The sequence below is a fragment of the Streptomyces canus genome, assembly GCF_001514145.1.
Taxonomy (GTDB): Bacteria; Actinomycetota; Actinomycetes; order Streptomycetales; family Streptomycetaceae; genus Streptomyces; species Streptomyces canus.
The window spans coordinates 127,701-147,222 of the sequence record NZ_KQ948675.1; the positions used below are offsets into that span (position 1 = coordinate 127,701).

General features: G+C 70.1%; 11 protein-coding genes. 5 read left to right on the forward strand and 6 right to left on the reverse strand.

Going from position 1 to position 19,522, the window contains the following annotated elements; translation table 11 throughout:
• Positions 1-297 (forward strand): integrase core domain-containing protein (locus AQJ46_RS43090; protein WP_159064152.1); only part of this gene is annotated, 297 nt, incomplete at its 5' end.
• Positions 298-493: 196 nt separating this feature from the next.
• Here the strand turns inward: AQJ46_RS43090 and AQJ46_RS43095 are convergent.
• The 6 genes from AQJ46_RS43095 to AQJ46_RS43120 form a co-directional block, all read right to left on the reverse strand.
• Positions 494-931 (reverse strand): hypothetical protein, encoded by a 438-nt coding sequence (locus tag AQJ46_RS43095; protein ID WP_059210811.1) that lies wholly within the window; start codon positions 929-931, stop codon positions 494-496.
• Between the two features lie 310 nt (positions 932-1,241).
• Positions 1,242-2,390, reverse strand: a complete 1,149-nt coding sequence (locus AQJ46_RS43100) for a glycosyltransferase family 4 protein (protein ID WP_059210812.1) — start codon at positions 2,388-2,390, stop codon at positions 1,242-1,244.
• A 16-nt stretch (positions 2,391-2,406) separates the two neighbouring features.
• Positions 2,407-3,132, reverse strand: a complete 726-nt coding sequence (locus tag AQJ46_RS43105; RefSeq protein WP_059210813.1) for an FkbM family methyltransferase — start codon at positions 3,130-3,132, stop codon at positions 2,407-2,409.
• Positions 3,133-3,215: 83 nt separating this feature from the next.
• A complete protein-coding gene (locus tag AQJ46_RS43110; RefSeq protein WP_225887553.1) occupies positions 3,216-4,382 on the reverse strand; it encodes a glycosyltransferase 87 family protein in 1,167 nt (388 codons plus the stop codon).
• 756 nt (positions 4,383-5,138) lie between these two features.
• A complete protein-coding gene (locus tag AQJ46_RS43115) occupies positions 5,139-5,840 on the reverse strand; it encodes a response regulator (RefSeq protein ID WP_059210815.1) in 702 nt (233 codons plus the stop codon).
• Positions 5,837-7,159, reverse strand: coding sequence for a sensor histidine kinase (locus tag AQJ46_RS43120; protein ID WP_079072689.1), 1,323 nt, complete (start codon positions 7,157-7,159; stop codon positions 5,837-5,839). Before AQJ46_RS43120 ends, AQJ46_RS43115 begins: the two co-directional genes overlap by 4 nt.
• 144 nt (positions 7,160-7,303) lie before the next feature.
• Between AQJ46_RS43120 and AQJ46_RS43125 the strand changes: the two genes are divergently transcribed.
• The 4 genes from AQJ46_RS43125 to AQJ46_RS43140 all read left to right on the forward strand — a co-directional run.
• Entirely contained in the window at positions 7,304-8,023 is a 720-nt protein-coding gene (locus tag AQJ46_RS43125) for an ABC transporter ATP-binding protein (protein ID WP_059210816.1), read from the forward strand.
• On the forward strand, positions 8,020-10,428 hold the full coding sequence (locus tag AQJ46_RS43130; protein WP_079072690.1) for an ABC transporter permease: 2,409 nt from the start codon (positions 8,020-8,022) through the stop codon (positions 10,426-10,428). The genes AQJ46_RS43125 and AQJ46_RS43130 overlap by 4 nt, the downstream gene beginning before the upstream one ends.
• Before the next feature lie 632 nt (positions 10,429-11,060).
• Entirely contained in the window at positions 11,061-11,273 is a 213-nt protein-coding gene (locus tag AQJ46_RS43135; RefSeq protein ID WP_059210817.1) for an MbtH family protein, read from the forward strand.
• Between the two features lie 410 nt (positions 11,274-11,683).
• Positions 11,684-19,522, forward strand: a 7,839-nt coding sequence (locus AQJ46_RS43140) for a non-ribosomal peptide synthetase (protein WP_059210818.1), incomplete at its 3' end; no start/stop codon positions are given.

Genomic DNA, 19,522 nt, shown 5'->3' on the forward strand with positions numbered 1-19,522 from the left:
ATCTTTCATTCGGATCGTGGCGGTCAGTACACGAGTCAGCAATTCGCCATCCTGGCAACGGAGTTGGGTGTCCGTCTGTCCGTCGGGCGCACCGGACAGTGCTGGGACAACGCGCTCGCCGAGTCGTTCTCCACCACCAGCAAACGGGAGTTGCTCGACACGAGAACCTGGCCCAGCCGGGCCGCGGCCCGCACCGCGATCTTCGACTTTGCCGAGAGCTGGTACAACTGGCACCGACTGCACAGCAGCCTCGGCTACCGCAGTCCCGCCGAATACGAGACCGCACTCGCAGCCTGACCACCACACCAATGGTGTCCGTCAAAGCGGAACAAGCTCACTTACCGGAAACGTGCCCAGGGCAACCGCGCATGCCAGACGGTGAACGATGTCGGAAAGCCGTGTGCGGGAGAACTGCATGCACGGTTCGAAACTGCGGGGACTGGAAACGGAACATCATTCACCGCGCCACTCCCCGACCCTACTGAGACATGCCTCAGATGCTCTGGTCGTCAGGCCCGAGGATGCCATCGATCAATGTGTTCAGTGCGGCCAGGCTCTGGGGTGACATCTTCCCGGCGCGGACCGCGAGATTACGGACGCCACCGGCCTTCAACGCCTGCAGGAGCGCCAGTTGCTCCTCGATGCGCTCGTCGGCTGTTTCGTCGAAGAAGTAGGCGACCGACACTCCGAAGTGAGAGGCGAGGGCTCCCAGTACTGCCTTGGTGGGGTTGTCGTTCCGGCCGGTACGCAGCCGGTAGAGAGTGTTACCGGCGATGACCTGCCAGCCGGCCTTGGCGTTGATCGCTTCTGCGATGGCCTCGTCCGAAGGAGGCTTCTCCCCTTGTGGGGTCGTGACCTGCCGAACGTATTCGATCTTCTCGGCAAGGCTTCGGCATGTGGTGGGTTCGCGCCCCTGGCCGGCGTAGCTCACACACCCTCCACCGGTATGGCCCTGGTAGAACTCTTTGACAGGCCATCACGGCACGCGCCAGGCCGACGTGGGTTCAGCTGCCTGATATCACACCCCCATAGTTGGATTGTGGAGACCTTGAGGTGCGGCCCATCGACGACCAGGCGCGGGCGGGCGTCGGGCGTTCAACCACGGCATTGCAGCAGTTGAACGACGTAGGGCGTGGTCCGGGAGAGGATGGCCGAGCGCGTGTCCTCCTGCCGGGTGCGTGTCCTCCGCCCCGCCTTCGACGGCCCGGCGGCCCCGAGAGGAATCTCCGCAGCCATCAGGGTCAGTCCACCTGGCGCTCCTGGCGGACATGTTCGCCTGACAGCAACTCCCTCAGGTGGCGCTCGGAGGCGTCCCAGGACCACGCCTCCTGAACCCATCGGCGGCCTTCGGCGCCCATCTCGGCGCGCTTGGGGTCGAGAAGTGTCGTCGTCAGGGCCCTGGCGATCGCCGCGGGGTCCTTCCCGTCCACCACCCGCCCGGTTGCGCCATCGAGTACGGCGTCGGGTGCGCCCCCCGAATCGCCGACGACGACGGGCAGACCGCTCGCGGAAGCTTCGAGGAACACGATCCCGAGGCCCTCGGCCTCCAGACCACCCTTACGGGTGCGGCACGGCATGGCGAAGACATCCGCAGCGGCGTAGTACGGCGGTGTTGCGGCATGCGACGTGCCGCCCGCGAAGCAGACCGAACCCCGGGCGTGGCGCTGCGCCAGCTTGCGTAGTCTGGCCTCGTCCGGCCCCTGGCCGACCAGGACCAGCACTGCCTCCGGCACGGCGCGTTGTACGAGCGGCAGGGCCCGGATCAGCATGTCCTGGCCCTTACGGCGCACCAACCGGGCAACACAGAGGATCACGCGTTTGCCGTGCAGACCGAACCGGTCGGTTATGCCTGGCCCGTCCTCACGGTCCGGCCGATACACGTCGGTGTCGACACCGGGCACGAGGCGGCTCATCCGTACGCGGGTGCCGAGAGCGGGCTCGATCCGACTGCGGGTGTACTGGCCGAGGTAGGTGACGACGTCGACGCCGTCGCCGATCCGCCGCATGACTCGACGCGCGCCAGGTGTTTTGGCCCACCAGATCTCGTGGCCGTGCGTGGTTGCCACTATCTGCCGTATGCCGCTGCGGCGCAGGGCCGGTGCCATCAGGGCGAGTGGCGCCGCGGCCCCGAACCAGACCCGGTCGCACCCGTGGGCCTCGGCGATCTGGATGGCCCTGGCGGTGACCCGGCCGGTCGGCAACAGAGTACGGCTGGAGTCGCGGATGACGGGGAACGGGAGTGTCGCGTCGAAGGCGGTGTCACCCGGCTCCCGCGAGGTGTAGACGACGACGTCATCATCCGGAACGCGTGCGGCCAACGCGTGCACGAAGGTCTCGATCCCGCCCTGCCGGGGCGGAAAGTCGTTGGTGATGACCAGGGTTGAACCCATGAGTACGTAAGTTCCTTCAGATCTGGGAAAGCGGTCGGGCGCTGAAGAGGTAGTTGCGGCAGTCGGCTGAGACGTGCGGTGTGCGCACCCAACTCCGTGCCTGCCAGCGGTACATGTCGTAGTCGAGGTCCGTGAGCCGGCGGACGAGTTCGGCGGGCTCCGTGTCGTACTTCGCGAGGTGCCGTTCCTCGATCTCCAGGAGCAGCGAGGGCCGGTGGCGAAGCAGGGTGTTCCGGGCACCGAAGAGCACCGCCGCCTCGGCCCCTTCGACATCGGCTTTGATGAAGTCGACTCTCGCCAGGGCGTGTTGTCGGCAGAGGTTGTCCACGGTCTGTACCGGGGTGGGTACCGGCCTGGAGGTGCGGAACTCGACGTTGGGGCCGGGTCCCGAGGTGCCCTCGGTAAGGTAGGCACGTCCGTGGACGGGCAGGAGGCGGCGCCGTGGCAGGCTCATGGTGCCGGATTGCGTCCGCTCACCGAGGGCTGTGCGGTGCACGGTTACGTTGCCGCAGTCGAGCAGGGTGGCGACGCTGCTCAGCCACCTGGCCGGGCCGTGAAGCGGCTCGACGCTGTGCACCTGCCCGGTCGGCCCGGTGAGCGCGGACAGACTCCAGGTGTAGAGGCCGTACTCGGCCCCGATGTCCAGGCACACAGCACCCGGGCGCACCAGGGCACGCAGGCCGGCCACCTCCTCTTCCACGAAGGGCCACTGTTCGGACGCCCAGTGCAGTGCGGTTGCCACCGACGCTACGCGGGCTCCTGGGCGCCGACGGCTGCTGGCCTGGGGAGGCGCCTGCTCGCTCGGGTCGGTCGACGTGTTTTTCATCAGAGCTCTTTCAGCGAGCAGTTGATCCGGGCAAGGGGCGGGTCGGTGGACTCTCGGTGAGAGCCGCGAGCCGCTCCCGGAGCGTGCCTGGGGGCGGCGCCGGTATGGGGAGCGCAAGCCAGGCGGGTCCAGACCGACAGGACGACGGGCAACTCGAAGTAGCCGAATCGGCTGGCCGGCGCGAGGGCGAATGCCATCGTGAGGCCAATGGCCAGGCGATCGGCGCTCTGGACGGCATCGGTCGGCGGGCGCCTGACGAGCGAGACGACCATGACGGCAGCGCTCAAGGCCAGCAGAGCAACCGCAGCCGCCCAGCCACCCGGGCCGACCGAGGCAAGCAGCCGGCCGGGCAGCGGGCTGGCCGCAGGGGTCGCCACTTTGGCCCGTCCGGTTGGGAAGGCAAGGACCTGGACGGCAATGGTCCGGGGCGCGCGGAGGACACCGGGCAGAATGAGCGCCGCCGTGACTGCCAGGGCGACGCCCGCACAACGTGCGGCAGCGCGCCCGCCGTACAACGAGACCAGCGTGGTGAGCGCGACGGGCACGGCAGGCCAGGCAGGCCATTTGAGGGAGCACGCGAAGGCGAGGACGACGCCGGCTGCAACCGGCCGTCCGCGTGCGGCCAGTGCCAGCCCGAGGCAGCATGCGCCGATCAGCGGAAGGTCGACACCACTCACGCACAGCGGCAGGGCCACGAACGGCGAGGCGATCAGGATCGTCATGGCTGTGCCCGGCGACGTTGCTTCCGGCTGCCACCGGCCCTCGACGCCGACGACGCTCGTCCGCAGGACCCTCTGGCCCGCGATCAGGCAACTCACGAAGACCGCCGCGCACCAGATTCTGCCGTCGTCGAGCAACGCCGTCACCGAGTTGCCGTCGCCCAGCAGCGCCCGGGGGAGACCGAGAAGAGCCATGCCGGGCAGATACGGGTTGTAGTCGATGACCCGACGGGGATGGGGCAGGTACGGGCTACCGGTGTGGATCAGCAGATCGGCCGAGTGTTCGATCACCGTTACTTCGGATTGCGCCTGACCGGTGAGGACCAGGAACAGTAGCGGCAGCAGGACCGCGCCGACCAGGGCCAGCAGTCCGGAGACCCTCAGCGCGTGCCGGCGCGGTGTACAGCAGGCCGCTGCGGCGGCAAGCAGGTAGCCGACGCCGGCCATGCCCCCCCACGCCCGATGAGTGGGCGTCGTGGAGGACAGCGACAAGGCACCAGCCCAAGCAGCCGCGACCAGCCAGCCCGACACCCACATCGGACGGCGGTTCCAGCGTCCTTGCCCGACTGCGGCGGTGACGGTTACGTCATCGGATCGGTCCGCGTACACCGCTTCGATCCGCGCGGCGGTGCCGGAGGACCCGCTCACAGGGCGGCCCGGCGTATCCCGACCCTGACCGTCATGGTCTGAGCGCCGACGCTGTCGTACTGCCTCTGTCCTGTCTGCCGGCCGGATGACATGCCCATGGGCGCCCGCCCGTCCCTCCAGTTGACACGGCCGCGCCTGGGGAATCTTCTGCAGAGGCCGCTGATCTGCGGAAGCCGACGCTAGACAAGATCGCTCTGCAGGCGCGTCGGCCGTCGTATCGAGGTCCCGTCCTTCTGAGGGTGGATCCGGCCGGCCGAGCCATCCCAGCGATGTACGCCTGGAGGAGAGAACGGCTGATCACCGAGGCGGATGTGGCAGCCGTGCGATCCCGACGTGGGGGTCACTCCCGACCGGCTGTGTGTTCAACTGTGCGTCTGCGCCAGTTGAACAGCCGATGCCGTAGACCCACGACAGGCAGGTAGAGGGGCCGGACGGATACGTGCGGGCCGGGGAAACAGAGTCTGTCAGGCGGCGGCCGTGCGCTCAGTGCCTGTACGAGTGCGGCCCCTGCGCCAATCTGACGCGGGGCCGCCGACCGAGCCGGTCAGGCCGGGGTCACTCGTCCGAGCCGTGGCCGGGAGCGACCAGACCGGTCTCGTAGGCGAGCACCACGGCCTGCACACGGTCGCGCAGGCCGAGCTTGGCGAGGATGCGGGCGACGTGGGTCTTCACGGTCGCCTCGGACAGGTGCAGGTGCGCGGCCAGTTCGGCGTTGCTGAGGCCGCGGGCGATCAGGTGCAGGACCTCGGACTCGCGGGCCGTCAGCGTGCCCAGGCCGCGGTGCTGCGCTGCCTTGTCCTGGCCCCCCGGCAGCGGGGTGTCCTCACGCCGGGAGAAGCGGGCGACCAGGCGCCGGGTGATGGCCGGGGCAAGCAGCGCGTCGCCCGACTGGACCATGCGGACGGCCGAGACGAGGTACTCGGGGCTGACGTCCTTGAGCAGGAAACCGCTCGCGCCCGCGTTCAGGGCGGCGTAGACGTACTGGTCCAGGTCGAAGGTGGTCAGGATGATGACCCGGGGCGCGCTGTCGGCACCGGACGCGAGGATCCGACGGGTGGCCTCGAGGCCGTCCATTTCGGGCATCCGGATGTCCATCAGCACCACGTCGGGCCGGGTGCGGCGGACCGCGTCCACGGCCGTCAGGCCGTCGTCCGCCTCCGCTGCGACGTCGATGCCCCCGGCGGTGAGGATCATCCGGAAGCCGGTGCGGACCAGGGCCTGGTCGTCGGCGATCACGACACGCAGCGGGGTGGTCACATGCCCTCCAGGTGGTTCAGGGGAATTGACGCCTTGACGCGGTAGCCGCCGGTCAGCCGCGGGCCGGTGGACAGGCTCCCGCCGTAGAGGGCGAGACGCTCGCGCAGTCCGATCAGGCCCCTGCCGCTGCCACTGGTGGCCGCTTCACCCGGGTGGCCCTCGGTGTTGAGGATCTCGACGGACAGCTCTCGCGGGCCGTAGTCGACGTGGATGACGGCGCTCGCGCCGACCGCGTGCTTGACCATGTTGGTCAGCGCCTCCTGGACCACCCGATAGGCCGTCAGTTCCATCCCGGGCGGCAGCACATGGCGTTCCCCCGTGGTGCGCAGCTCGATGTGGATGCCGGTCAGGCGCATCCGCCCGACCAGGGCCTCCAAGCCGTCGAGTTCCGGCTGCGGGGTGAGGTCGGCCTGGTCGGCCGAACTCTCACCGGAGCTGTCCATCGTCAGCAGCCCCATGACCTGGCGCAGGTCGGTCATGGCGGCGCGGCCGCCGGTCTCGATCGCCAGCAGCGCCTCCTTCGCCAGGGCGGGATCCTTGTCCACCACCATGCGGCCGGCTCCGGCCTGGATCACCATCACGCTGACGTTGTGCGTGACCACGTCGTGCAGATCGCGGGCGATCCGGGAGCGCTCGTGCTCGACGGCCTGGCGCAGCGCCTCGATCTGGTCCAGCTCCAGGGCCCGCAGGCGCGCGCGGCTCTCCTCGGCCCGCAGCGCCCACACCCGGTGCCCGACGGCCGCCACCACGACGGGAAACAGCATCAGCGCGCCCACCAGGCCGTTTGGGAAGTTCGGCAGCTTGGCCTGGGAGAACAGGCCCACCAGCACCGCGCCCGCGAACGGCAGGCTCGCCAGGGCCAGTTCGCGGTAGGGGGTGTAGGCGACCGCGCTGTACAGGGCGATCATCGTCACCATGCAGGTCACGAAGAGCACGTCCGCGTAGGCATGGCGCAGGAGCAGAGCCGCGGACAGGGCGAGCTGCGTCCACAGCGCAGCGAGTGGAGTCCGGCGCCGCAGCCCCAGCGGAGCGGCGGCGAGCGCGGCGAGCAGCGTGGCGTCCAGGGGACCGGCCGGGGCGTTGGGGGCGTTGACGCTGTAGCGGACCGCGACGAGCGCGAACACGAGCGCGACGGCGGCGTCGGCGAGCTGCCGGCGTCGTGTCAGCCCAGGGAGTGCGGCCGTCGGGCGGGTCAGGGCGACGGCCCGCCGACCCAGCCGCGCGAGCCGGGAATCCGGTTCCTCTTCCGGCGGTGGCTCGGGGGAGACTTCATGGTCCGCCTGACCTGCGGCGTCCGGCTCGCTGTTCAATCCGTACATCTCCCGACTACATCCCAAGGATGATTCCGCAGGCCATCGTCCGCGGTGGGTACCGGAAATGGCTCCCCTGACCGACGTGGCCGATCACCTCCCGACCCTAACGTCGAGGCAGTTGGGAAGAGGACATGAGAAGGAGAAAGATCGATGGCCGAGCCTGTGATCGAACTGAGCGGGGTGACCCGCCACTTTGTCGACGGGCCGGCGGCCCTGCGCGACGTGTCGCTGACTGTCCACGCAGGTGAAGCCGTGGCCATCCTCGGCCCCTCAGGCAGCGGCAAGTCCACGATGCTCAACATGATCGCGGGCCTGGACCGTCCCGACTCCGGCACCGTCAAGGTCGCCGGTGTTCGGGTGGACAAGCTCAACGAGACCGGTGCGGCCCGTTACCGCCGCGACAACATCGGCATGATCTTCCAGTTCTTCAACCTCCTCGACGACCTCACCGTCCTCGACAACGTGGTGCTCCCGGCGGAGATGACGGGCATGGCGCGCGGAAAGGCGCGCAAGCAGGCCACCGGCCTGCTGGAGACGCTCGGCATCGCCCAGCACATGCGTGCCTACCCGGGCCGGCTGTCCGGCGGTGAGCGCCAGCGCGTGGCGGTGGCGCGGGCGCTGATGAACCGCCCGGCGCTGCTCCTAGCCGACGAGCCCACCGGAGCGCTGGACTCCGCCTCCGGTGAGGAGGTGAAGGGCCTGTTGCGGGAGCTGCACGCCGACGGCCAGACCATCATCCTGGTCACGCACGACCTCACCCTCGCCCAGACCTGCGCCACCCGCACCGTCGGCATCGTCGACGGCCGGATCGCCTCCGACACCCGCACCGACGCCCCGGCCGCGGGCGCCCGGGCGCAGATGGCCCGATGAGCGCCCTCGGCAGGGTGATGGGCGCGGGCGTGCGGCGGCGCCGGGTGCAGACCACCGTCACCGGCCTCGCCGCGATGATGGCGGTGACCGCCTCCGTGCTGGGTGGTTCGCTGCTGGTCGCCTCCAACGCCCCTTTCGACCACGCCTTCGCGCGGCAGAACGGTGCCCACCTCACCGTCCAGTTCGACCCGTCCAAGGCGACCGCGCAGCAGGTCGGCGCCACCGCGCACGCAGCCGGCGTGACCGCGACCGCCGGTCCCTTCCCGACCGCCTCGGTCAACCCCACCGGCGGGCCCGGCTTGGACCTGCCCGCAGGCATGACCATGACTCCCATGGCGTTGGTCGGCCGTGCCGAGCCCAGCGGCCCTGTCGACGACGTCACCCTGACCTCGGGCCACTGGGCGTCAGGAGCAGGAGAGATCGTCGTATCGGCTGACTACGGTGGACCGCAGCTCTCCGTCGGGCAGAAGGTGGACTTCCCCAGAGCCTCCGCAGGCACCTCTGAGCTGAAGGTCGTCGGGATCGCCCGGTCCGTCAGCCACACCGCCGACGGCTGGGTCGCCCCCAGGGAGATCTCAATCCTGGCCGCGAAGGGCAGCAGCAGCGGCTTGCAGATGCTCTACCGCTTCGCCAACGCCGCGACCACCACCCAACTCGCCGCCGACCGCGCCGCCGTCGCCGCCAAGGCCCCGGCCGGCTCGATGGACGGCACCCGCACCTGGCTCAACGTCAAGGACAGCAACAACAGCAGCACCGGGATCTTCATCCCGTTCCTGACCGCCTTCGGTCTGCTCGGCGTCCTGATGTCGGTGCTGATCGTGGGGAACGTGGTCGCCGGCGCCGTCGGATCGGGCACCCGCCGCATCGGCATCCTCAAGGCCATCGGCTTCACCCCCGGTCAGGTGGTGCGCGCCTACATGGGCCAAGCGCTGATCCCCGCGGTCATCGGCACCCTGCTCGGCGCCGTCCTCGGCAATCTGGCGGCCGGTCAGGTGCTCGCCGCCACCGAGCAGGTCTACGGCACCACCTCGCTGACTGTCGCCCCCTCCGTCGACATCGCGGTGATCGCCGGCGCGCTGCTCATGGTCTCGGTGACCGCACTGGTCACCGCGTTGCGCGCCGGTCGGCTGCGCACCGTGGACGCGCTGGCCGTCGGCCGCACGCCGCGGTTCGGCCGCGGCCAGCGCGCCGCCCGGATCGCCCGGGCGCTGCCGCTGCCGCGCCCGGTGACCCTGGGTCTTGCTCAGCCCTTCGCCCGGCCGGCCCGCGCCATTGCGATGGTCACCGCGATCCTCTTCGGTGCCACAGCTGTCACCTTCGCCTTCGGCCTCGGCTCCTCGCTCCAGCGGATCCAGGACGCCAAGAAGACCTCGGCCGACGTGACCGTCCTCACGGTCGCCCCGCCGCAGCCCGGCGGCGGACCCGGCTCGGCCCCCGGCACCTCGGGGAGCGCGAGCGCCGCCACGACGAAGCCCGGCACGGTCGACACCACGGCCATGACCAAGGCGATCAAGGCGCAGCCCGGGACCCGTACGTACTTCGGTTCGGCACAGACCCAGGTGACCGCAGCCGGAACGACCGGCGCCGTGCAGGTCACCGCCTTCATCGGCGACGCCTCCTGGGGCGGCTACCAGATGGTCTCAGGGAGCTGGTTCCACCACCCCGGCGAGGCCGTCGTCCCCACCCCCTTCCTCAACGCCACCGGCGCCAAGGTCGGCGACACCGTTGTGCTCACCGACCACGGCAAGGCGGTTCCGGTGAAGATCACCGGAGAGGTCTTCGTCACGAACAACCAGGGCATGACACTGCTCACCGATGCCCGGACGCTGGCCTCCGCGGAACCGAACCTGCATGCCGCCTACTTCTCCATCTCGCTCAAGGCCGGAACCGACCCGAACCGCTACACCGACCAGCTCAACGCCGCGCTTCAGCCCACCGGCGCGATCGCCCAGGTCGGCGACAGCGGCGGGGCCAGCCAGCTGCTGATCATGCTGGACGCGCTGACGGCGCTCCTCACCCTGATGCTCGTGGTCGTCGCCGGGCTCGGTGTGCTCAACGCCGTTGTACTGGACACCCGCGAACGCATCCACGACCTCGGCGTGGTCAAGGCGCTTGGCATGACGCCGCGCCAGACCGTCTTGATGGTGATCGCCTCGGTGGTCGTCATCGGCGTGGCCGGCGGCGTGGTCGGCGTGCCGCTCGGGGTGGTGCTGCAGCGGATCGTGGTCCCGGCCATGGGCCACAGTGCGGGCCTGCGGCTGCCTGCCGCGGTGCTGGACGTGTACCACGCGCTTCCGCTGGTGCTGCTGGGCCTCGGCGGTCTGGTGATCGCGGTCCTCGGTGCGCTGCTCCCAGCCGGCTGGGCGGCCAGGACCCGCACGGCGGTCGCGCTGCGGACCGAGTAGCGCAGCGGACAAGAACAGACATCGGGTGGGCCGCTGACAGTGGCCCACCCGATGCCGCGTTCCGATGGTGCGAGTTCTGCCAGGGTGGTGCTCTGGCGGCCTGCGGTGCACTCGGGCCGGGGGCGCTGATGATCCTGCGAACCGGGCCCGGTCGGGCGCAGCAGGTGGGCGCCGCGCTGTGCCGCCGGCGCGGGAGGGGAGCGGGGCGCCGCGTCGGCTGACCATTCTGCGCCGGCGGGACCCCGGCAGCATGCGCCGGAAGGTCCCACTCCTGGCCTCCGGAAGCGCCCACTCCTGGCCTTCTGAAGGTACGCCGTTTCCGGTGTTGACAATGCTCGCCAGATCCGTGGACAGCAGCCCGCATGGGCCATTCTTCGGAACGTCGCCGCCGGCTGCGTCGCCGTCTCGCTGTTCAAGTGGCGCGACGAAGCAGTTGGACGCCTGCGCGAGCGGCGTGACCGTTGAGGCGCTGTCCGGCTCCGGGCCATAGTGGCCTCCAGCAGGGCTGCAGTGCCTGGGCGACGCAGTGTGCCCTTGGATATGTCGACGTGATTTGGTGACGCTGATTCATTGGGCCGCCCGGCGCCCCGCTGAAGCAGTCTTCGCCGAATGACCCGAGAAAGGACGACGCGGTGACGAATCCCTTTGACGACCCGGACGGCACCTTCCTGGTGCTGGTCAACCATGAGGGCCAGCACTCGCTGTGGCCTGCCTTCGCGGACGTCCCCGCCGGCTGGACCACCGTGTTCGGGCAAGCCGGGCGCCAGGAGTGCCTCGACTACATCGAGACGTCCTGGACCGACATGCGGCCCAAGAGCCTGATCGAGGCCATGGGCGGCAACTGAGGGCCACGGTCACCGTTTGTGATGCAAGACGGCCGGTCGGTGATGCGGCCTGCCCTCCCTCTTGGCAGGTGACCTCAGCTGTTCAGTCGCTGAGTCGGGACCAACGGGCTGGGCGAAAACGGCTCCGGCGGATGGCACTATCCGCAATCTGATGGGAAATCAGCTGGAGTTCTCTCCGCTGAGCGGTTCGCTCCCGCCTGCCCAGAACAGCGCTCCGACCCACACAGCGCCGCGTTCGAGGGCACGACACCGCAGTAATGGCGCCCAGGCCCGCCCGGCTCCTGCCGAGGCTGATCACGTCGGCGCCCCATGCCTCCGGCCGCTCACCGCCGACCCCGCCAGACCACAGCCGACGACCAGCCCGCCGCCGACGCGGCCGCGCGGCCGACGCACGTCCAGAAGGAGTCCTGATGATCCCCCTGTCGTTTGCTCAGCGCAGGCTGTGGTTCATCGAGCAGCTCAACGGCCCGAGTGCCACCTACAACACCTCGCTCGCGCTCCGTCTCGAGGGAGCGGTGGACCGGCAGGCCATGCAGCGGGCGCTGCTGGACGTCGTGGAGCGGCACGAAGTGCTGCGTACGGTCTTCGCCACCGCGGACGGAGAGCCCCACCAGCATGTCCTCACGATGGACGAGCTCAACTGGGAGCTGCAGACGGCCGAGGTCGCCGAGGCCGACTTCACCGAGGCCGTGACCGAGGCCATCGGCCACACCTTCAACCTCGCGGGGCAGGCGCCGATGCGGGCATGGCTGTTCACGTCTGCACCGGAGCAGCACGTGCTGCTCCTGGTGCTGCATCACATCGCGGGTGACGGATGGTCACGGGGGCCGTTGGTGAGGGACCTGTCGACGGCCTATGAGGCGCGCCGTGCGGGCCGGACACCGGGCTGGGAGCCGTTGCCGGTGCAGTACGCGGACTACGCGATGTGGCAGCGGGAACTGCTGGGGGACGCGGAGGATCCGGGGAGTCTGATGTCCCGGCAGATCGGTTACTGGCGTGAGGCCCTGGCCGGGGCCCCGGAGGAGCTGGAGCTTCCCTTCGACCGTCCGCGGCCGGTCACACCCAGCCAGGACGGCCACGCTGTTGTGCTGGAGGTGCCGACGGAGGTCCATGCCCAGTTGGTGGAGCTGGCGCGCGCAGAGGGTGTCACGCTGTTCATGGTGTTGCAGGGCGCTCTCGCGGTCCTGCTGTCCCGGCTCGGTGCAGGTACCGACATCCCGATTGGCTCCGCGATCGCCGGGCGGACCGACGAGGCGCTGAAGGATCTGGTTGGTTTCTTTGTGAACTCCCTGGTCCTGCGGACAAATTTGTCGGGGGATCCGACGTTCCGTGAGGTGCTGGGCAGGGTGCGCCGGACGAGTCTGGGGGCGTTCGCCCATCAGGACCTCCCCTTCGAGGCGCTGGTCGAGGAGCTTGCGCCGACTCGCTCGCTGGCACGGCGCAATCCGCTCTTCCAGGTCATGCTCACCCTGCAGAACGCCGGGTCCGCCTCCGCGCCTTCGGGGCTGGAGCTCGCGGGTGTGGAGTGCACGCCGCTGGTCGTCGACTCGTCGGCGGCCAAGTTCGACATCGACGTCCTGATCGGCGAACGGCACGACGCCGCGGGGCGTCCGGCGGGCATGCGTGGCAAGCTGATCGGCGCCGCGGACCTGTTCCACGCGGCATCGGTGGCCCGGATCGCCGAACGCTGGACGCACCTGCTGGCCGTGCTGGCAACCCACACCGACACCCGGCTCAGCCGCATCGGCCTGCTCGACGCAGCCGAGCGGCACCAGGTCCTGGAGGAGTGGAACGACACGGCGGTGGACATCGGCGCCGTCTCCGTACCTGGACTGATCGAGGCCCAGGTGGCGCGGACTCCCGACGCGGTCGCCCTGGTCTGCGAGGGAGTCGAGGTCACGTATGCCGAGTTGGACGGCAGGGCGAACCGACTGGCCCGCCGCCTGGTCGACCACGGGGTAGTCCCGGAGGCCCTGGTCCCGCTCCTGATGCCGCGCGGCCCGGAGATGATCGCCGCGATCCTGGCGGTGTGGAAGGCTGGCGGAGCGTATCTGCCCATCGACTCCGACTACCCGGTGGAGCGGATCCGGCTGACCCTCCAGGACGCCGCGCCGACCGTGGTGTTGGTGGCGGCCGGCACACCCTCAACCGCCGTGGCGGCGGCCGAAGGCGTCCCGCTCCTGGTCGTCGACGCCCCGGCAGCGGGCCTGCCGCTGTCTGCGGTGGAGGCCGCTCCGCTGGGGGCGGGCGAGTGCCGGGGGCCGCTCCTCTCCGATCATCCGGCGTACGTCATCTACACGTCGGGATCGACCGGACGGTCCAAGGGCGTGGTGGTCACGCACGGCGGCCTGGCGAACTATGTGGTCTGGGCTGCCGGTGCGTACGGGATGTCCGGCCGGGGCGGGTCCGCGCCGCTGCATTCGTCGCCGGCGTTCGACCTGACGGTGACGAGCATGCTGCTTCCCCTGGTCGCGGGTGCCGCCGTGGTGATCAGCCCCAAGGGAGGCGCCGAGGGCCTGACCGAGCTGCTGAACACCTCGTCGGGGTTCGGCCTGGTGAAGGTGGTCCCGGCGCACCTGCCACTCCTCGCAGAACTGGTGGCTCACGAGCGCCTGGCCGGCGCGGCACGGGCCTGGGTGGTCGGCGGTGAGGCTCTGCCGGGGTCGGTGGTGCGGGATCTGCTGGCGATGGCACCGGGTTCGGTCGTGGTCAACGAGTACGGACCGACCGAGACGGTCGTGGGGTGCTGCGTAGCCGAGGTGGTGCCGGGCCAGGAAGTCGGGGACGAGATACCGATCGGGCGGCCGATCGCCAACACACGGTTGTATGTCCTGGACGACTTCCTGCGTCCGGTGGCGGCAGGCACGGCGGGCGAGCTGTACATCTCAGGCGCCGGTCTGGCCCGTGGCTACCTGAACCGCCCGGGCCTGACCGCGGAGCGTTTCACCGCCGATCCGTTCGGCCAGGCCGGCTCGCGGATGTACCGGACCGGGGACCGGGCCCGCTGGACCGCGGATGGTCAACTGCAGTATCTGGGCCGCGCGGACGAGCAGTTGAAGATCCGTGGATTCCGGATCGAGCCGGGTGAGATCCAGGCCGTCCTGACCGCGCACCCGTCCGTGGCCCAGGCCGCGGTGATCGCCGGCGAGGACCCTCCCGGTGACAGACGCCTGGTCGCATACGTGGTCCCCAGAGCTGCGGACGTGCCAGTAGAGGACCTCCGGCGTTTCGCCGCCGAGCGGCTGCCGGAGCACATGGTCCCGGGCGCGTTCGTCGTCCTGGACACCCTGCCTCTGACGTTCAACGGCAAGCTGGACCGCAAGGCCCTGCCCGCACCCGGCCGACCCACCGGCATGGGCCGCGCAGCCTCCACCCCCATCGAGGAGATCGTGTGTGGCGCCTTCGCACATGTCCTGGGTCTGCCGAACGTCGGTGCGGACGACGACTTCTTCACCCTAGGCGGCCACTCACTGCTCGCCACGCGCCTTGTCAGCCGGCTTCGCAGGGCCCTTGGAGTGGAGCTGCCGCTCCGGGCGCTGTTCGAGGCCCGGACGCCGGCCGCCCTGGCCGCCCGCCTGCCCGGCGCGGACCAGGCCCGCTCCGACCTGACCGCCGTCGCGGAGCGACCCGAGCACGTGCCGGCCTCCTTCGCGCAGCAGCGCCTCTGGTTCCTCGATCAGCTGGAGGGCCCCAGCTCCGGCTACAACGTGCCCGTCGTGCTGCGGCTGTCGGGCGGTGTGGACCACGCGGCCATGTCGGCCGCGCTGCGAGACGTCCTGGAGCGGCACGAGGTGTTGCGCACCGTCTTCCCCACCGCTGACGGTCGCCCGTATCAGCGGGTCCTGTCCATGGACGAGCTGGACTGGGGCCTCGAGCGGGCCGACGTCGCCACAGATGACCTGGCCGACGCCGTGGCCCGGGCCAGGGGCTACGCGTTCGACCTGGCCGCCGAGGCGCCGATCAAGGCATGGCTCTTCGCTACCCCCCAGGACGAGCAGGTACTGGTCCTGGTGATCCACCACATCGCGGCCGACGGCTGGTCGATGGGCCCCCTCGGCCGTGACCTCACGGCCGCCTATGCGTCCCGCCGCGAGGGGCGTGCCCCGCAGTGGGCGCCGCTGCCGGTGCAGTACGCGGACTACGCGATCTGGCAGCTGGAACTCCTGGGCGACGACAGCGACCCCGACAGCGTGATCTCCCGTCAGCTCGCCTATTGGCGCGACACCCTCGCGGGCGCGCCCGAGGAGCTGGAGCTGCCGGTCGACCACCCCCGCCCGGCGGTCCCCAGCTATGCGGGTCACAACGTTTCACTTCAGGTCCCTGCGCAGGTGCACGAGCAGTTGGTGGAGCTCGCCCGCGCCGAAGGGGTGACGCTGTTCATGGTGCTGCAGGCCGCACTGGCGGTCCTGCTCTCCCGGCTCGGAGCCGGTACCGACATCCCCATGGGCGCGGCGGTCGCCGGCCGGGCCGACGAGGCCCTGGACGACCTGGTGGGCTGCTTCGTCAACACCCTGGTGATCCGCAATGACCTGTCCGGCGACCCGACCTTCCGCGAGGCCCTCGCCCGGGTCCGCGAAGCCGGCCTCGGCGCCTTCGCCCACCAGGACGTGCCCTTCGAGCGCATGGTCGAGAGCGTGGCGCCCTCACGCTCCCTGACGCGCGCCCCACTCTTCCAGGCGATGCTCACCCTTCAGAACCATGCCCGCGCCGGCATAGCCCTGCCCGGCCTGGAGGCGGGCACAGGCTCGACGGATCTGTCCACGTCGAGGACCACGGCGAAGTTCGACATCGACCTGACGGTCGGCGAAAACTTCGACGCCCAGGGACGACCCGCAGGGCTGCGCAGTCTGCTGACGGCGGCCGCCGACCTCTTCGAGGCGGGCACGGCGCAGCTGCTGGCAGAGCGGTGGATGCGGGTCCTCAAGGTGGTGTCCGCCGACCCGGACCGGCACCTCAGCGCTGTGAACGTGCTGGACGCGGATGAGCGTCGGCGAGTGCTGGTGGAATGGAACGACACCGCTGCCGACGTCCCGAGCGCCTCGGTGCCGGAACAAATCGAGGCCCAGGTCGCCCGGAAGCCGGACGCCATCGCCGTCGTGTGCGAGGGCGAGCAGCTCACCTACGCGGAACTCGACGCGCGAGCCGGTCGCCTGGCCCGCGAGCTGATCAGTCTCGGCGTCGGGCCCGAGTCGCTCGTAGCGCTGTCCATGGACCGCTCGGTCCGACTGGTGACCGCGATCCTGGCGGTGTGGAAAGCAGGTGCGGCTTATGTGCCGGTCGACCCGGAGTACCCGGCCGATCGCATCGCCTTCGTCCTCCAGGACGCAAGCCCGGTGCTCCTGGTGGCCGACAGCTCCGCGACCGCCGCGGTCGCGGTGGCGGCCGAGCACGGAGTGCCTTCCCTACTGGTTGACGAGCCGGCCACCGCCAACCGTCCAGCGACGCCGGCATCCGGCGAACCCGTCCGGCAGGCATCACCGCAGGGGCTGGCCTATGTGATCTACACCTCGGGGTCGACGGGCCGTCCGAAGGGTGTTGCGATCGCCCACGGCGGTCTGGCGAACGCGGTGTCCGTGTTCGGGCCGAAGTTCGGCGTGGAAACAGGTGTTGGAGTGCTGCAGTTCGCGTCGTTCAGCTTCGATGCTTCGGTGCTAGACGTCGCCGTGACGCTGACGGGCGGCGGGACGCTGGTGGTCGTCGGTTCGGGCGAGCGCGCGGACACCGCGCTCCTGGCCGAGCTGGTGCTTGAGACCGGTGTCCGCACGGCCAGTGTGGTGCCGTCCCTGCTGCGTGTGCTGGACCCGGCCGACCTGGCCGGACTTGAAACCCTGCTGGTCGGCGCGGAGGCCATCGACAGGCGGCTCGCGAGGCTGTGGGCCCGGGGGCGCCGTCTGGTCAACACCTACGGGCCGACCGAGGCAACTGTCATGGTCGCCTCCGGGGATGTCGATCCGCAGCGCGGCGGGCCGGTGCCCTTCGGCTCGCCGATCGTGAACACGCGGATGTACGTGCTGGACGAGTTCCTGACTCCCGTGGCGCCCGGCGTGGCGGGGGAGCTGTATGTGGCGGGTGCCGGCCTGGCCCGTGGTTACGTCAAGCGCCCCGGTCTCACCGCCGAGCGGTTCGTGGCGGACCCGTTCGCGGCGGACGGCTCGCGGATGTACCGGACCGGTGACCGGGTCAGGTGGACGGGCGAGGGCGAGCTGGTCTTCGTCGGTCGTGCCGATGAGCAGGTGAAGATCCGTGGTTTCCGGATCGAGCCGGGCGAGGTCCAGGCGGTCGTGGCGGAGTGCCCGTCCGTAGCGCAGGCCATCGTCGTCGTGCGGGAGGACGAGCCGGGTGACAAGCGCCTGGTGGCGTACGTCGTCGCCGGCGAAGGTGTGGAGGATCTGCGGGGCCTGCCCGGCGCTGTGCGGGCGTTCGTGTCCGGGCTGCTGCCGCAGTACATGGTCCCGGCCGCTGTCGTCGTCCTGGAGACCATCCCGCTCACGGCCAACGGCAAGGTGGACCGTCGGACACTGCCCGCGCCGGACTACTCGTCCGGAGCCTCCGGCTCGGGTCGTGGGCCCTCGACAGCACAGGAGGAGCTCCTGTGCGAGGTGTTCGCGCAGGTCCTGGGGGTCGACTCGGTCGGGGTCGATGACGACTTCTTCGCGCTGGGCGGTCACTCCCTGCTGGCGGTCTTGCTGGTGGAGCGGTTGCGGGCGCGAGGTGCGGCCTTGTCCGTCCGGGCCTTGTTCGAGACGCCCACGGTGGCGAGCCTGGCTGCTGTGGCGGCAGCCGAGCAGTTCGTGGTGCCGGCGAATGCCATCACGGACGGTGCGCGGGAGATCACGCCGCAGATGCTGCCGCTGGTGAAGCTGACCTCGGCCGAGGTCGAGCGTGTGGTGGCCGGCGTCGAGGGCGGAGCGGCGAATGTCGCCGACGTCTACCCGCTGGCGCCGCTTCAGGAAGGCATCCTCTTCCACCACCTCATGGGCGCAGACCAGGGGACCGACGCGTATGTCTCCCCCGTGGTGCTGGAGTTCGAGTCGCGGGAGCGGCTGGACGAGTTCTTCGCGGCGTTGCAGTCGGTGGTGGACCGTCATGACATCTACCGCACGGCGATCGTGTGGGAAGGGCTACGGGAGCCGGTCCAGGTGGTGTCGCGTCGGGCGGTGCTCCCGGTGGCCGAGGTGCTCCTGGACCCGTCGGCCGAGGACCGCGTGGCGACGCTGGTGGCGGCGGTGGGCTCGGTGATGGACATCGGTCGCGCTCCGTTGCTGGACGTGCACATCACGGCGGCCCGCGCTGAAGAGGACGGCCGTTGGCTGGGGATGCTGCGAATTCATCACCTGGTGCAGGACCACACCGCACTGGAGGTGATGATCGGTGAAGTCCGCGCGATCCTTAACGGTCGCGCCGCCGATCTGACGCCGTCCCTGCCGTTCCGTGAGTTCGTCGCGCAGGCACGCAGCGGGGCGGACAACGGTGCACACGAGGAGTTCTTCGCCCGCCTGCTGGGGGACGTGGACGAGCCGACCGCACCCTTCGGGCTGACCGACGCCCGCCGGGACGGCGCGGGTTCAGCGCGGGCCCGGGCGGCGCTGCCCGCTGAACTGGCAAGCCGCGTACGAGAGGTGTCCCGGCGTTCGGGCGCGAGTGCGGCGACGACACTGCACGTGGCGTGGGCGCGGGTCCTTGCCGCGGTCTCCGGCCGTTCGGACGTCGTGTTCGGTACGGTTCTGTTCGGCCGCATGAACGCCGGCGCCGGCTCGGACCGGGCGGCGGGCCTGTTCATCAACACGCTGCCGGTACGGCTGCGTGTGCATGAGGTCGGTGCGCTCGACGCCGTGGCTCAGATGCGGGGACTGCTCGCCGAGCTGTTTGAGCATGAACACGCACCCCTCGCAGTGGCACAGCAGGCCAGCGGCGTCTCACCCGACACACCCCTGTTCACCTCCCTCTTCAACTACCGGCACAGCAGCGCAGCGGTCCGCAACCAGGGCATCGAGCCCGGCTCAGACTCCGGCTTGGCGGGAGTGCGCACCGTCTTCACCCAGGAGCAGACCAACTACCCGCTGGCCGTATCGGTTGACGACAACGGCGACAGCCTCCGCTTGGTCGTCGACGCCATCGCTCCGGTCGACCCGAACGCTGTCTGTGCCCTGCTGCTGACTGCCGTGGAGAACCTTGTCGTCGCTTTGGAGCAGGCTCTGGACGGCGGTGGTGACAGGCCGTTGAGCGCGGTCGACGTGTTGGAGGCGAGT